Below are 14,571 nucleotides of genomic sequence, written 5' to 3'. Positions count from 1 at the left end.
TCGCCTCCGAAAATCTCGTCTCGGCTCAACGGAATGCTTCGAGGCCATCGCGTCGGGCCCTGAAGCAGTGGAGTCGATCTCAGGCGTGTTCAATCGGCGGTGCAAAGCCCAGCGCCAGTTGCGCGCGGTGCAAAGCCAGGTGGCGCTAGGCCAACGGTGGTTGGCTCTGGAATGCCAGCCGTGGCCTGAACTATCTTCGCGGCTTTCGAGCGCGGAGTGAGGGCCGCAATCTGATGAGGAGAAGCGGGCATACCGGCCAACATCAGCTCCGGTGTAGCCGGGCTCTCCTCGACATGAGCCGATCCCATCACCGCGACCTGGTGCGGGGAGATCGGGAAGCCCATCAGTTCAAAAGTCGGAAGGTTCGAGTTGCACGCGCCGGCCTCGTTGGTCGGTGCGCCTCCGATGGCGGCGATGGCAATTGTGATTACAAATAGATTTTTCATGATGACATCCCTGTTGGATTAGAGATCGTCCCACCACGACTTCCAAATTGACCTCGTTCAATTCACTGGCGCTCCATGGCCCCCAGCATCTGACGCACCGTCATTCAGGGGAATAGCGAACTCCCTGCGCGGTCCTGGGAAATTTGCCCGATGTCGAACCAGGCGGTATCGAGCGGCGGCTGGATGTTGTAGTCTGCGGAAAGCATCACGGGCCCCACGCCATGCGGGAGATCAGGTTTCTTCGGCACCGGCCGGTCTTCGATCTCAAATGGTCGCTACTGAAGCAAATAGCGGCCGTTGCGCTCCTCTGTTTTCTCGGCGGAGCGGCGATCTCTTTGTACCGAACGGAAAAGGAGACGTTGAACGCCAATCGGGCCGTAGGCGATGCTATTGGCAGGTTTCTGGAAATGCCGATAGCGTTCCATGGCGGTCTGCGGACTGCCCTCGAGAAGCACTTTGATCTGCAAAAGCGCTTTCGTCAGATGGACCCCTTTCTCGACCAGGTGATGAGCCCGGGTCAGTGCGTGCAGTTCAATGAGGCCGGGAAGGATGCCATCTCCAGCTGCCTGGGTTTCCGCAGTCCGGTAGGCGAGGCACCGGCGTGGTTTTCGGCAGTCTACCAGCGGGCCGTCGGCGGTCGCATGACTTACCAGCGTCCCGTCGCGTATCAGGGGCGCGTACTTGGCGCGGTCTTCGTCAGCACAAACCCGTCAGCCGTGACGGCGCGCGCCTGGTCTGAGATCTCGCGGATGCTCGCCCTCTCCGCAGCGACGATCGGCGCTCTTGGCATCCTGGTGTATTTTGTCGTCGAGCGCGCGCTACGGCCGACGAGAGACGTCGTTAGCGGTCTCAACCGGTTGGCTGCGGGCGATCTGAAGTGCCGCCTCCCGCCCTTCCGACTTGCCGAGTTGCAAAGGATAAGTCACGTCTTCAACGATCTGGCGAACACCCTGGAAGTCGCGACCTCCGAGCGCGCCGACCTTGCGCGACGTCTGGTGGAAGCCCGGGAGCAGGAAAGGCGTCACCTCGCAAGGGTGCTTCATGACGAGCTGGCCCAGAGCCTCAGCGCCATGAGTGCGACGGCAGCCTCGATCAAGGTCACCGCCTCGACTGATTGTCCATCTCTTGTGCCCGAAGCTCAGGCCCTGACGGAAACCGCCGGCAATATCATGAAGGGGCTGCGCAGGACCGTGCAGGAGCTGAGACTGCAGGAGATCGACGACGACGGTCTGCTCACGAGCCTTGAGGGATTGATCGGCGATCACAATCGCCGCGGTTGCGGGAAGACCCGATTCTCTCTTGAGACGCACGGCGACCTGAACACGATCCCCCCAGCGATGACGGTTCACATTTTCTATATCGTCCAGGAGGGCCTCACAAACGCGGCGAAGCATGCGCAGGCGGCCAACGTGCGTGCCGTGGTGCGCATCGACCTTGCCCAGGGCGATCCGCCACGGCCGGGTGCCGGCTTGGTCGAGGCGACGGTTGAGGACGATGGTGCGGGATTGGCGCATGAGATCAGGAGAGAGACGGGTTTTGGCCTCGGCCTGATCGGGATTCGCGAGAGAACGCTCGCGCTGGGTGGGCAGATGAAAGTTGTGCCTAGGCCAGAGAAGGGCCTCATCCTCAGCGTCATCATTCCTGTTACGAATTTCCCGGGTGCAGCATCATGAGGCCGCGAAGCATCAGCGTCCTGCTTGTCGATGACCACGCGGTCGTGCGCGAGGGATACCGTCGGCTTCTTGAAAAGCATGAAGGCATCACTGTCGTCGCCGAGGCCGCAGATGCGGCGAGTGCCTATCAGGCCTACAAGAGCAAGAAGCCCGATGTTGTGGTGATGGACGTTTCATTGCCAGGTCGCGGCGGCATTGATGCCATTCGCCAGATACGTCAGTGGGATCCGGATGCGCGTCTGCTTGTTTTCACCATGCACCTGAGCGCGACATTCGCTCTCCAGGCCTTTCGGGCCGGTGCTAAGGGCTTTGTCACGAAGAGCAGCCCGCCCGAGTTGCTCGTGAGCGCGGTATGTGATGCGGCTGCCGGCCGTGTAACAATCTGCCCAGAGATCAGCGATGCCCTTGCAAGGAGCCGCTTGCAAGACGATGCAAGTGCCATTGATGGTTTGTCCCCGCGTGAATTCGAGATCCTTCGCATGTTGCTCGATGGCCGGTCGTCCGAGGAAATAGCCGCTGCATTCAATCTCAGTCCGAAAACCGTCTCGAACTACCACTACGCCATCAAATCGAAGCTCAGCGTCTCTTCCGATGTTGAGCTCGTGCTCTTTGGGCTGCGGAGCGGGTTAGTAACGCGAGCGGAGGAGCGCGAGCACGAGGACGATACACGATCTGCCTAAATCGCATTCGGTCCCGTTCTAAGGGCCGCGAAATGCAACTATGTTGGCTCCAAGTGCAGCTACGTCTTTGCGGACGCCGGTCTGAATCAGCCAGTCCGCCGCGACGGACAGCAGGATCAATGACGGGACAATCAAGATGGTGCTGACTTTTTCCAGCATAGGCCGAACTCCTCACTTCGGAGGCTGCAACCCGCGCGAAGTGGCCCATTCATCCAAACGAGCGGCGACGTCAGCCTGACGCGCCTTTCGCAACAGGTTCTCCTGCTCGATGCCCGGTGGTAGCCGTGAGGCCTTCTCCCGCATTTCTGTGGCGAATGCGGCCAGGCGTTCCCGAACGCGCTTCAAACGGTTCCGCTTGAACATGGCGTTGCTCCCTCTTCATTGGAGGCACCAAGAACGACGCGGCGATGGATGTTAAACGTTCGAGCTGGACGGCGGTTTCTGAGAACTGTCGCTGCAGTGCACGGGCGGAACCCTAGGCTGCGGCCCAGCGGTCGGGGTCGGGACTATGTCCGATCAGGGCGAGGCCGTAGGCGATTGACTCGAACTGGTCTCCCGACATCAGCCGTTCGTTGCCGAACCGCTCGGCGAACAGCCGCCGCACGGCGGGCACGAAGGAGGTTCCGCCGGTTAGGAACACCTTCTCCACTTCGCGCGCGGTGATGCCGGCCTCGCCCAGCACCTTGTCGATGGTGGCCCCGAGCCGCGCGATATCGTCGGCAATCCAGGCTTCGAAGTCTTTCCGTGTGATGGTCGAGCCAATCTCGACCCCGCCACCCTTGAAACGGAAGTCCACCTGATCCTGGGCCGACAGCGCGACCTTGGCATCGGACACCGCGCGGTACAGCGAAAAGCCGAGGTCGAGATCGACGATGGTGATGAAATCCTCGAGCAGCGCCGGCTTCAGCGCGGTGCGCGCAAGCTCGCGGAGCTCGCGCAGATCGCCGTTGCTCTTCATCATCGCGAGTTGATGCCAGCGCGCGAGGTTGGTGTAGTGGCCGCTGGGGACCGGCAGTACCTTGTCGAACGAGCGGAAGCTGGAGCCTTTTCCCAGCCGTGGCGAGACAACGTGATCGACGATACGATAGTCGAACGTATCGCCCGCAATCCCGATGCCGGCGTGGCCGAGCGGCTCCGCGCGCAAGCTGCCCCCTGCTCGCGAGAAACGCATCACCGAGAAATCGCTGGTGCCGCCGCCGAAATCCGCAACCAACACGGTGGCGTCGCGCTCCAGCCGGCGGGCGAAGGAGAACGCTGCTCCCACGGGCTCGTAGACATAGCGCGCGTGACCGGCGCCGAGGCGTTCAAACGCGGCCTGATAGCGCTGCATCGCCAGCGCTTCGTCGGGATTGCCACCGGCAAAGCGCACGGGGCGACCAACCACGATGTTGGTCGCCTCGAAGCCGAACCTGTCTCCGCCATGGCGCGCCAGCGTTCGCAGGAACGCCGCCAAAATATCCTCGAACTTGTAGCGCTGCCGGAACACCTGGGTGGTGTTGAAGCTGCTGCTGGCAGCGAAGGTTTTGAACGACTGGAGGAAGCGGTAGATGTGGCGTCCTTCGAGAAACTGTTCGATCGCCCACGGGCCGCCTTCGGCCTGAGCCCCGCTTCCCGGCCGGTCCTCCCAGAAGCACAGAGCCGACACGTAGACGCTGTGGCGTTGTCCGCCATGATCGAAACGGATCGCCTCGACCCGGCGGTCGTCCGTCGCGAGCGCGACGACCGTATTGCTGGTCCCAAAATCGATGCCGATCGAGACGGCGGGCGAGGCGCTCGACATGAACCACTCTGACAGATGATTGGAAAAGGGGGCAGACCATTAGCGGCTTTGAATCGCCCTGCCAAGACCCGGTCCACCACCGAACTGCCGTCATCCGTCGGCCAGAACCAAAATCCCACCATGGCGAGGCGAAATCACGTAAAGCTGATCGGGCACGACAATGGCCGTCGTGTGCGCGCCTGCCCCGGTCGGAGTTCGCAGTCTCGCACCCGTCTTCGGATCGATCGTCTCGATCACACCCGGCTCGCCGATCGCCACATGGACGCGGCCGGTCGCCGGGTTGAAGAAGGTCACGTCGGGCGGGCCTGCGATCGGCCAGACGTTGGTCACCTCTCCGGATGTGCTGTCGACCTCGACCAGCTCGCCGTCATCGCAGGCGGCATAGAGCCGCTGGCTGACGTGATCGATGTCGAGACCGTGCGCGCCGCCCGACGGCAATGGCCAATGCACGACGTCCGCAAGATCAGGCAGCCGGGCCGACAGGATCATCGAGGGCTCGCGGATGCACAGAAACACCCGCTCGGCGGCGGCATCGGTGACGCACCAGCGCGGCCGGCCCGGCAGATCGATCGTGCGCTGCCTGGCCTCCTTGAGATCGATGCATTGCAACGTCGGACCTTGCTGCGCATCGCCGATGCAGGCGGCGATGCCGATCCCCCTGCGCCCGACGATCGCCGCGCCATTCGGCCGTGGCCCCGACGGGAAGACGGCCTTGATGTCGTAAGTCGCGGCGTCCAGCCAGGAGATCGTGGCCGCGCCGCGATTGGTCGTGAGGATCTCGCCGTCGTCGGCGACCGCGCCTGCCACGCCCGGAAAGCCCGCAAGTGTCGCGATGTGCGTGTGCGTGTCGTGATCGATCACCTCGATGCAATCGCGTGCGGTGTGGGCGATAAAGACGCGGCGGGTCTTGGGATCAAAGGCGGCGTGATCGAAGTCGCTGTTCAATCCGTCGGGGATGGCGATGACGCCAAGGGTTTTCAGCGGCATGGTGTCCTCATCAGTTAGAAGGCAAACGGCAGCACCGAGACGATCAGCGACAGTCCCGCGAACAGCAGCAGCACCAGCACCGTCTTGCGGAAGGTCTCGTCATCGATCTTTCCAAACAGCCTGAAGCCCGACCAAAGGCCGGCGACCATGAACGGCACGCCGAGCGCATAGAGCACCAGCGTATCCCTGGTGATGGTGCCGGCGGCGGCCTGGGACAGCGAGATGACCACGAAGGCCACGAACAGCACCGGCTGAAATACGGCGCGCTGCACGTCCTTGGGCCAGCCCCGCCATTGGCAGGAGATCGTGGAGATGATGCCACCGAGCCCCGTCAGGCCACCGAGCAGGCCGTTGGAGACGCCGATCGCGATGTCGGCCGCGGTGCCGATCTTCATCGGAGCGAACACGGGCCGCGTCAGCCCGTAGATCGCATAAAGCATCAGCAAGATGCCGACGCCGAAGCGCAGATGGGCCGGGTTGAGGTAGGCGAGAATGCTGACGCCGATCGGGATGCCGATGACGGTGCCGAGCGCGAGCGGCCAGGCTTTCCGCAGGTCGAGCACATGCCGCAGCTTGAAGATGCCGTAACCTTGTGTGAGCAGGCCATAGCCCGCGATCAGGGTAGCGGTCTGCATCGGCGTGATGATGTGCAGCCACACGCCGGATACGACGAGGCCCATGGCGAAGCCGGAGAAGCCACTGACGAAGCCGCCGACGAGCGCGGCAAGTGCAAACAGCGCGAAGACAAGTGCATCCATTGGGTCACTCCCCCGAACGAGGTCGCGAGCGCTTTGGATGGACGCCCATCTGATGGGGAGGCCTGCATGTCCCCAAATCGCTAAGCTATTGCGGCGGATGCCATCCCGAACTCCCGGCTGTCTGTTTCTTCAAGGTACCGGCCGGAATATCCAGATCGCCGCTCGGCGAAACTCTCTCGGGCGGCCACGATCAGCCGATCCATCTCCGGAACGAACAGCGACGTTCGCGCTCCGGCGACAGTCGGAATGCGTGAGATTCTGTGGTACGCCATGCCATTCGCCTCGAGCACGTCGACGTAACCCTGGCCACAGCTGACATAGACACGCTTGCGCCCGGCATCGACGAAGAGGTCGTCGACGTCTCCACAGGTGTCGACGGTAGCGATCGACTTGCCGTCCGCAGGCGCCAAAACACCGAGCCCGGGTGGATTACGGAACGCCACGAGAAGTCGATGTCGCTCGCGGTCGATCGCCATCGCATAGTTTCCGCCCCTGTCCATCGGCCAGCTGGCAAGCTGTTTTCCGGATTTTCCGTCCACCACGGCCACTGCGCGGGCATTGGGAAGGTTGACGAAAATTCGATTCGTGTCGGGATCGAGCTGGAAAGCTCTCCGGGTGCGCCTTCAGTGGCGCGTTCTGGACCTTGTTGCCGGTCGTGGCGTCGAGGTATGCCAAAGCGCCGTCGCCGTAGCCGACAATGACCCGCTGGGCCGCGGCATCGATGCGGATATTGTCGGCGTCGCTTCCAAGCTCGATTTGCCCCTTCGCTTTGTAGTCGTTGCCATCGAACAGCTTGACCGAGCCGTCGCGGGCATTGGCTACAAAGAGAATGTCGGTCGTGGGCTCATAGCCAACGCCCTGCGGCTCGTTCAACCCGGATATCGTGCGGATCACGCGGCCAATGGCGAGATCGACGACACCGACGCTGTCGTTACCCAACTCCGCAATGAACAATCGCTGTCGCTTCAAGTCGACCGCCATGTGATCGATCCGCCCGCGCACGTGGCCCAGCAGGATCTTGGCCTCGAGTTGCAATGGGCTGTGCTCTTCCGACCGAGCGGACGTCACCGCGCCACTCAGCACGATGCCGGCCAACGCCACCACCAACTTCCGGAACCAATGGGACATCATCGCCCCCTCACCTCGTCCCTCCCCGTCCTTTCCCGTTCGTCCTCAGCAGATCGTCTCGGGCCTGGATCACGTCGAGCGCGAACGCGAAGCCTGCTCTGACCTGCTCCGCATCGCCGCAGAAGACGATGACGTCACGCGATTTCAGGACCGCGCGCTCCTCCTGCGCTTCGTCGGAGATCGGCGAATTGACCGAGGAGACAGGCTCGTCGCCGCATGTCACCTCGATTTTAGGGGCCGGTCCGGTCTGTTCATTCATGCGTCTCTCCTCAGGCTTCCCTCGCGTATTGTTCATACAGTTTGGCGGCGTTGTCCCAGCGAATGGCCTCCATGTAGACGTCGACATAGCGGGCTGCCGCAGCACCGAAATCCATGTGATAGGCGTGCTCATACATGTCGAGCACTAGCACCGGGCGACCACCGGCAAGCGTTGTCGTATGGTCGGCGGCCCATTGGTTGACGAGCAGCCTGTCGCGGGGTGAATAGGAAAGGATCACCCAACCCGAACCACCGCCTTCCGCCTTGCCCATCGCTGCGAACTGCGTCCGCCAGCGCTCAACGCTGCCGAAGTCGCGCGCAATCGCATCGGCGAGAGCGCCGCTCGGCCCGCCCGCGCCACCGAGACCGTCGAAGTAGATCTCGTGCAGGATCATCGAATTCGACGCGACCAGCTCTTCGCGCTTCAGGCCGTTGATGACGAAGTTCGGAGCCTTGGCGAAGTCGAGCTCGGCAAGCTGCGTGCCGATCGCGTTGAGCCGCTTCACCGCGCCGACGTAGTTGTTCTCGTAGTGGCTCACGAGTATTTTTTCCGAGATGCCGCTGATCGACTTCGGATCGAACGGCATCGGTTTGGCCTGGTATGACATTGCCTTTGACTCCTGTGCGTTATCAGGTCCGTCACCGATCTTGTGGCTTTCACCTCAGCTCTTCGTGCTTGCGGTCTTGTCGAGCGCGGCGCGCAGGCCCTTGGCGAGCTTGACCGCGTCGTCGTTGGCCCAGAAATGCATGAAGAACAGCCGCGGCTGCTCGTCCAGCATGTGGCTGTGCAGCGCAGTCACCTCGATGCCGTTCGCCTTGAGCGCCGCGATCACCGGGTTCACCTCCTCGCCGGTCAGGACGAAATCGCCGGTGATGGCGGCCTTGCCGCCGCCGGTCGGCTGGAAGTTGATGCCGGTCGCAACGCCCAAAGGTCCGACCGGATTGAGCGGCATGCCGCCTTCGCTGATGGGATCGCGACGCGGCACGGTGTACGCGTAGACGCCGCCATTGGCCTGTCCCTTGACGCCGATGATCTGATCGAGCTGCGCCGTGTCGAGATCGACCGCGGGCGGCGGGCTCGACGGCGCGGCGACGGTGAGCGGCGTCTTGCTCTCGGCGAGCGCGTCATGAATGGCCGCCGCGAGTCTCGTGGGATCACCATGTCCGGCGACATGCATGTAGAACGTCGCCGGGCTCGCGCGCAGCAGATGATTGTGCACGGCTGTGACCTCGAGCCCGCTCGCGATCATCTTCTCCATCACCGGATTGATCTCGGTCTCGAGCAACACCAGATCGCCCATGATCATCGCACCGCCATGCGCAGGCTTGAACGCGACCCAGCCGCCGAGCGCGAGCGCCGGCTTGATGGTCACGCCGTCGAGCGTCACGGCAAGATCGCTGCGCGGAAAGCCGTAACGATGCACGTCGCCGGCAACAGCCGGCTTTCGGCCCAGCGTGTCATCGACCTTTTGCCAATCGACGTCCTGCGCCTGGGCCGTCGAGGTGAAACCCGGCCAGCCCGCTTTCTGCGCGCGCGGGTCTTGCGCGAGGAGACAAACGCAGACGCCGATCAAAACGGAGATGATGTTTCGCATTGTTCTGTTCCTTGAATTTGAGTCGGGAGTGCTGGAGACCTGTCCTCGATTTCATTTTTGCTGTTTGATCTGGCCGCTGCTGTCGATGACGAGCCGCACTTCCTTACCGTCCTTCATCGCCTTGGCAGTCGTGCCTTCGGCGGTCGACTTGATGTCGCTGACTTGCGCGTAGCCGGCGGCCTGGATCTTGGCGATGAGCTCTTCGCGCGTAAGGCCAAGCGCAGGCGAAAGTCCGCCTGCGACCGCCAGCAGCAGAACTGCGCAAGAGATGACGTGTTTCCGCATGATCGTTCTCCTGGTTGCGCCCTGCCCCAGGGTGAAGATGCGTTCGGTGTCGCTACGTTCCTAGCCGAGAGGCGCCGGTATCGGGTGTGGCTCCCTTGGCCCCTGTCGGTTGATCGGCTTGGGTAGGTAAATTGGCCTGCGCAAGGGCGTTCGGGCTCGCGAGCGCGGCCATCGGGATGAGGGCCCGTCGGCAGCGCGCCGCGAAACCATGCGCGCTCAGTCCTGCTCGAGGCGCGCGTCGGATCCTGGTAAAAAGGACGGGAGGTGGCGGCAGACATGATGCGTCCTTGGCGAAAAACCGGACGCGATTCTTGGGCATGTCGCCTCATGGGGAGATCGCTTCCCCATGACTGCAAGTAAATCGGGGGAGCCCGCTTTGTCAACGGGGACCGCAGCTTGGCTCCGATTCCCTGACTTAGGCGATCGCAGGGCACGTGACTTGATGTCGGGCCGATCTATCACGTCTGCGCAATCGTCTCTCATGATTGCTTTGCCGCGTGTCCGGGTTCCATCGCGGCGCGCTGACTCGCATTTCCAAGCGTATGCCTTCACTGACCGGGGTTCCTATCTCATGCAAACCAAGCGCATAGGCTCCTATTCGCGAGATTGACTTCCGCTTATTTTCGTCGGTGATCGCCGAGAGATTCCGGCCTGCCCCGACGACGCCTCGGTCCGTCCGAGCGATTGGCGCGTACGGGGTTCCGATCGTCAGGCTGGGCCGTCAGCTTCTTGAGCTGCTGCTGGTCCGTCGCAGCTTCTGCCAAAAGCCAATCGCGGAATGTCGCGATCTTCGGCAGAGCCGCTGTCACCTTCGGACAAACAATCCAATAGGTCTTCGACACAGGCAGCGATTCCGGGAATGGCAGCACCAGTCGGCCGTTGATCAGATCCCATGCCGCGAGTGTCGTGCGCGCCAGCGCGATCCCCTGCCCGTTGATCGCGGCATCAATCACCATGCTTGCGCGATTGAGCACCGGGCCATGGGTGACCGCTGTGTCGTCGATGCCGACGCCACGCAACCAGTTGGCCCAGTCGGATCGGCTGTCGAGATGGATCAAGGGAAATTTCAGGATATCAGCAATGCTATCGATACGACGGCGGCCAAGCAGAAGCTTCGGACTGCATACGGCAAAGAGCCGCTCTGCTGACAGCCTGACGGCATCCAGACCCGGCCAATTGCCATCGCCGTGGCGCACGGCAAGGTCGACATCCTCCCGCGCAAAATCGACGTGATGCAGCGCCGCGGATACGCGCAGATCAATTTCGGAATGTGCCTCGGCAAAATGGCCGAGCCGATGCACGAGCCATTTCGCGGCAAAGTCGGGCGAGGTACTGACCGTCAGGACGCCGGTGCTTTGCCGCTGCAGCAGCCGCTCGGTCCCTGCGGCAATGCGATCGAGCGCGTCGCGCACGACCGCAAGATAATCGCGCCCCGCCTCGGTAATGATCAGGCGTTGGCGCTCACGATTGAACAATTTCACCGAGAGTTCCGCTTCCAACGCCTTGACCTGATGGCTGACGGCGCCCTGCGTGACGCACAGCTCCTCTGCCGCGCGCGTAAAGCTTTCGTGCCTGGCCGCAGCTTCAAAAGCCTTGAGTGCGTTGAGCGACGGCAAGTGCTGGCGCATTGCGGAGGCTTCCGAAGTTCATGAGAAAAATTGGGGCACGCCCGAGAAACGATGCTTTGCAGACGGCGCCTCGCCGGCCTTATGCAGGCGGCGGCAACGCGAAATCATGGAATTTGGAGCCGCCCGATGTCAATGCTTTTTGCCAACACCTATTTTCCGCGACATGTTCGGCGCAGCGCGAGCGATGCGGGTCATCAACGCAATTCATGGCTAACGCTGCTCGACAAATGGCTTGCGTGCAGCGAACGGACGCACCAGCGCGCCGATCTACGCGCCATTGCCGACGACGTCCACCTGCTCGCGGATCTCGGGCTCACGCGAGAAGAGGCCCTGGAGCAGGCCGACATGCCGTTCTGGCGATGATCCGCTCAAGCCAACTCCATCGATCAACTGGAGGACGACCAGATGTCCGAGACCGTTGTTTACGGATTTCCGCGCAGCACTTTCGTCAACATTGTGCGGCTCGTTCTTACCCACAAGGACGTTCCCTACACCTTCCAGGACCTCGAGCCCGTGATGGGCAAGGCCGAACATCTTGCATTGCATCCGTTCAACCGCGTGCCGATCTTCAGGCATGATGACTTCATCATCTATGAGACGAGCGCCATCGTCAGCTACATTGATGAAATGTTCGAGGGAGCACGGCTGACCCCGCAACACCCGCGCACGCGTGCGCGCATGAACCAATGGATCAGCACCGTCAATTCTTACGTCTACCCTTACATGATCCATCACGTGACCCATGAGCGGCTGGTCTTTCCAGAGCTCGGCATCGCCTCCGATGAAAAGGTCGTGGCGCACGCACTGCCCAAGGTAGAACTCGCCCTCGCTGTGACGGAGCGTGCCCTGTCGCATGGAGAACCCTATCTGCTCGGCGATGCGCTCACGCTTGCTGACTTCTATATGCTGCCGAGCACCTTTGCCTTCGGCCTGACCGACGAAGGCCAGACCATGTACCGGAAATTTCCGGCCTTCTGCGGTTGGCGCGCGCGGATGGAAGAGCTGCCGACGACCCGCAAGCTGCGTGCGAGCCTGCCGCCACGCGAACCGATCCAGCACGCACGGGAATGGGCGACCTCGCACCGGCCGAAATATTGACGCGCCGGCCCGCACTGTTGGCCGTAGCGACCGGAGGAACCATCCGTCTCACGCCGAGATGCATTTGCGCGCGGACGTGATGGAGTGTGACTTGGCTGCCACCGGCGGCGTCAACGCCGCCTGCCCCGCTGCCGGCTGCGTCGCTTAGTTTGAATCCAGGCCCCGGTCGAATTGAAGGGCACAGCCGGCCCCATCGGTGAAAACCGGCCGGATTCGACTGCCATCTCGCAGCTTTATGCCTGAAACGGCCGCTTTAAGAGATGATTATGCTGCAATGCAGGATGCCAAATGCTGCTATGCAAACAAATCGATTGCTGCTGGCATCTGGTATACGTAGATTGTCCCTCGAAGATGAGACAGTGATACTGACCGTCTCGAGAAAGGGAACTTCCGATGTCCAAGTCCGCCGCCGTCGCGCTCCAGCCCTCCAGCTCGCTGATCAGCCGCCTCGTGGCCGCGATCGACCGCCTGTTAATGGCGAGCGCCGAGATCTCCATCCGTAACGGCGATCAGCCGCGTTTCGGCCTCTGAGGCCTTGAGCGCGTCGAATTGTCGCGCCCGATGTGAATCTCCTGAATTGCGACTTTCGATGAATGGCCCCTCTTCGCGGGGCCATTTTTATTTGCACGCACGGCTCGTTACGCGACCTCGATTCAAGGTGGTTGCGGCATAAGCGCACGGCGAGCCGCCGGCGCTTGAAGCTTGGCATAATGAATACAAGAATGCCTTCACAGCGCTCGCAAGAAAGAGAAGCGCCTCTGGAGGATTCATGACGGACATGGTGCAAGCAGCGGCGCCCACAGCGGGCCGCGTCAGCGACACCTATCGCTGGGCTCAACTCGCGATCGGCGTCGCCGCGATGGTGATGATCGCGAACTACCAATACGGCTGGACGTTCTTCGTCCCCGACATCCAGAAAACTTTCGGCTGGGATCGCGCCTCGATCCAGTGGGCCTTCACGTTGTTCGTGCTGTTCGAGACCTGGCTCGTGCCGGTCGAGGGCTGGTTCGTCGACAAATACGGCCCGCGCATCGTCGTGCTCGTCGGCGGCGTGCTCTGCGCGATCGGCTGGGCGATCAACGCCAAGGCGACTACGCTCAACGGCTACTATCTCGGCATGATCATCGCGGGTATCGGCGCCGGCGGCGTCTACGGCACCTGTGTCGGCAATGCGCTGAAATGGTTTCCCGACAAACGCGGTCTTGCCGCCGGCATCACGGCAGCGGGCTTCGGCGCGGGCTCCGCGCTCACGGTCGCGCCGATCCAGGCAATGATCAAGGACTCGGGCTTCCAGGCCACATTCCTCTATTTCGGTCTTGGCCAGGGCATCATCATCTGCATCCTCGCCTTCTTCCTGCTCGCGCCGAAGCCGGGCCAGGTACCGGCCGTGGTGGCGAACGCGGCGCTGGTGCAGAGCCGGCGTAACTTCCAGCCGACCGAAGTTCTGCGTCAGCCGATCTTCTGGCTGATGTACTTCATGTTCGTAATCGTCGGTGCCGGCGGCTTGATGGTGACGGCGAACCTCAAACCGATCGCGGTCGACTGGAAGGTCGACGCGGTCCCAGTCACGCTGATCGGCATGACTATGACGGCGGTGACGTTCGCAGCCACGATCGACCGCGTGCTCAACGGCCTGACGCGTCCGTTCTTCGGCTGGATCTCCGACATGATCGGCCGCGAGAACACGATGTTCATCGCCTTCGGCATGGAAGGCATCGGCATCTGGATGCTCTACCTTTGGGGCCAAGATCCCGTCTGGTTCGTGCTGCTGTCAGGCTTCGTGTTCTTCGCCTGGGGTGAGATCTACTCGTTGTTCCCCTCGACCTGCACCGACACGTTCGGCGCGATGTTCGCGACCACCAATGCGGGCCTGCTCTACACTGCGAAGGGCACAGCCGCGCTCCTGGTTCCCCTGGCCAACTATGTGCAGCAGACCTCGGGCCATTGGGACAACGTGTTCATCATCGCGGCCGGCGCCAACATCCTGGCCTCGCTGCTTGCGATCCTGGTGCTGAAACCCTGGCGCAAGACGGTGGTCGCGCAGGCGGCCGCCTAAGCCCTCAGCTCTTCAATTTGCGCGATGCGCCCGGCCCTTTCGGGCCGGGCGTTTTCGTTTTTGGAGAATAGTTCCGTTTTCATATAATCCGAAGGAGCCAGTGCATTTTGCTGCGACGCACCACAAGATAGGGCTTGCATTCTGGGATATGGTATACCAACTTGCGTGCCGCGCTTGCGACGATACGCCACAAGATTTG

At 62.1% G+C, this 14,571-nt stretch carries 19 protein-coding genes; 6 read left to right on the top strand and 13 right to left on the bottom strand.

What is annotated here, in order from left to right:
* Positions 1–89: 89 nt before the first annotated feature.
* Positions 90–446: a hypothetical protein gene (locus QQL28_RS04880; protein ID WP_284261728.1), complete on the bottom strand. Its 357-nt coding sequence runs from the start codon at positions 444–446 to the stop codon at positions 90–92.
* A 221-nt stretch (positions 447–667) separates the two neighbouring features.
* On the opposite strand from QQL28_RS04880, the gene QQL28_RS04875 reads away from it, so the two are divergent.
* The gene (locus QQL28_RS04875; protein ID WP_284261726.1) at positions 668–2,119 is read left to right on the top strand and encodes a histidine kinase; all 1,452 of its coding nucleotides are present in this window, start codon (positions 668–670) and stop codon (positions 2,117–2,119) included.
* On the top strand, positions 2,116–2,799 hold the full coding sequence (locus tag QQL28_RS04870) for a response regulator (RefSeq protein WP_284261724.1): 684 nt from the start codon (positions 2,116–2,118) through the stop codon (positions 2,797–2,799). Before QQL28_RS04875 ends, QQL28_RS04870 begins: the two co-directional genes overlap by 4 nt.
* 18 nt (positions 2,800–2,817) lie before the next feature.
* Here the strand turns inward: QQL28_RS04870 and QQL28_RS04865 are convergent, their stop codons facing one another.
* The 12 genes from QQL28_RS04865 to QQL28_RS04810 form a co-directional block, all read right to left on the bottom strand.
* Complete coding sequence (locus tag QQL28_RS04865) at positions 2,818–2,958, bottom strand: hypothetical protein (RefSeq protein ID WP_284261722.1); 141 nt, start codon at positions 2,956–2,958, stop codon at positions 2,818–2,820.
* A 12-nt stretch (positions 2,959–2,970) separates the two neighbouring features.
* Positions 2,971–3,162 (bottom strand): hypothetical protein, encoded by a 192-nt coding sequence (locus QQL28_RS04860; protein WP_284261720.1) that lies wholly within the window; start codon positions 3,160–3,162, stop codon positions 2,971–2,973.
* Between the two features lie 112 nt (positions 3,163–3,274).
* The gene (locus QQL28_RS04855) at positions 3,275–4,579 is read right to left on the bottom strand and encodes an Hsp70 family protein (RefSeq protein ID WP_284261718.1); all 1,305 of its coding nucleotides are present in this window, start codon (positions 4,577–4,579) and stop codon (positions 3,275–3,277) included.
* 90 nt (positions 4,580–4,669) lie between these two features.
* The gene (locus QQL28_RS04850; RefSeq protein WP_284261716.1) at positions 4,670–5,566 is read right to left on the bottom strand and encodes a YncE family protein; all 897 of its coding nucleotides are present in this window, start codon (positions 5,564–5,566) and stop codon (positions 4,670–4,672) included.
* A gap of 14 nt (positions 5,567–5,580) precedes the next feature.
* Positions 5,581–6,324 carry a sulfite exporter TauE/SafE family protein gene (locus QQL28_RS04845; RefSeq protein ID WP_284261714.1) on the bottom strand — a complete coding sequence of 248 codons (744 nt, stop codon included), beginning with the start codon at positions 6,322–6,324 and terminating at the stop codon, positions 5,581–5,583.
* An 80-nt stretch (positions 6,325–6,404) separates the two neighbouring features.
* Positions 6,405–6,800 (bottom strand): YncE family protein, encoded by a 396-nt coding sequence (locus QQL28_RS04840; RefSeq protein ID WP_284261712.1) that lies wholly within the window; start codon positions 6,798–6,800, stop codon positions 6,405–6,407.
* Entirely contained in the window at positions 6,754–7,452 is a 699-nt protein-coding gene (locus QQL28_RS04835; protein ID WP_284261710.1) for a YncE family protein, read from the bottom strand. The genes QQL28_RS04840 and QQL28_RS04835 overlap by 47 nt, the downstream gene beginning before the upstream one ends.
* Before the next feature lie 10 nt (positions 7,453–7,462).
* Positions 7,463–7,711 (bottom strand): hypothetical protein, encoded by a 249-nt coding sequence (locus QQL28_RS04830; protein WP_284261707.1) that lies wholly within the window; start codon positions 7,709–7,711, stop codon positions 7,463–7,465.
* Between the two features lie 10 nt (positions 7,712–7,721).
* Positions 7,722–8,318, bottom strand: a complete 597-nt coding sequence (locus tag QQL28_RS04825) for a superoxide dismutase (protein ID WP_284261705.1) — start codon at positions 8,316–8,318, stop codon at positions 7,722–7,724.
* Positions 8,319–8,372: 54 nt separating this feature from the next.
* Entirely contained in the window at positions 8,373–9,305 is a 933-nt protein-coding gene (locus tag QQL28_RS04820; protein ID WP_284261703.1) for a DUF1259 domain-containing protein, read from the bottom strand.
* A 51-nt stretch (positions 9,306–9,356) separates the two neighbouring features.
* Positions 9,357–9,590 (bottom strand): hypothetical protein, encoded by a 234-nt coding sequence (locus QQL28_RS04815; protein WP_284261702.1) that lies wholly within the window; start codon positions 9,588–9,590, stop codon positions 9,357–9,359.
* 617 nt (positions 9,591–10,207) lie between these two features.
* On the bottom strand, positions 10,208–11,218 hold the full coding sequence (locus tag QQL28_RS04810) for a transcriptional regulator GcvA (RefSeq protein WP_284261699.1): 1,011 nt from the start codon (positions 11,216–11,218) through the stop codon (positions 10,208–10,210).
* Between the two features lie 126 nt (positions 11,219–11,344).
* On the opposite strand from QQL28_RS04810, the gene QQL28_RS04805 reads away from it, so the two are divergent.
* The 4 genes from QQL28_RS04805 to oxlT all read left to right on the top strand — a co-directional run bounded on the left by QQL28_RS04805 (position 11,345) and on the right by oxlT (position 14,372).
* Complete coding sequence (locus tag QQL28_RS04805; protein ID WP_284261697.1) at positions 11,345–11,581, top strand: DUF1127 domain-containing protein; 237 nt, start codon at positions 11,345–11,347, stop codon at positions 11,579–11,581.
* Positions 11,582–11,623: 42 nt separating this feature from the next.
* The gene (locus QQL28_RS04800) at positions 11,624–12,316 is read left to right on the top strand and encodes a glutathione S-transferase family protein (RefSeq protein WP_284261695.1); all 693 of its coding nucleotides are present in this window, start codon (positions 11,624–11,626) and stop codon (positions 12,314–12,316) included.
* A 393-nt stretch (positions 12,317–12,709) separates the two neighbouring features.
* Positions 12,710–12,847 carry a hypothetical protein gene (locus QQL28_RS04795; protein WP_198031694.1) on the top strand — a complete coding sequence of 46 codons (138 nt, stop codon included), beginning with the start codon at positions 12,710–12,712 and terminating at the stop codon, positions 12,845–12,847.
* 238 nt (positions 12,848–13,085) lie between these two features.
* Positions 13,086–14,372 carry an oxalate/formate MFS antiporter gene (gene oxlT, locus QQL28_RS04790; RefSeq protein ID WP_284261692.1) on the top strand — a complete coding sequence of 429 codons (1,287 nt, stop codon included), beginning with the start codon at positions 13,086–13,088 and terminating at the stop codon, positions 14,370–14,372.
* The last annotated feature ends 199 nt before the right edge of the window (positions 14,373–14,571 follow it).

It is taken from the genome of Bradyrhizobium iriomotense (genome assembly GCF_030160715.1).
GTDB lineage: Bacteria > Pseudomonadota > Alphaproteobacteria > Rhizobiales > Xanthobacteraceae > Bradyrhizobium > Bradyrhizobium iriomotense.
The sequence above is the reverse complement of the archived record's forward strand: the minus strand, read 5'-3'. Positions and strand labels throughout refer to the sequence as shown.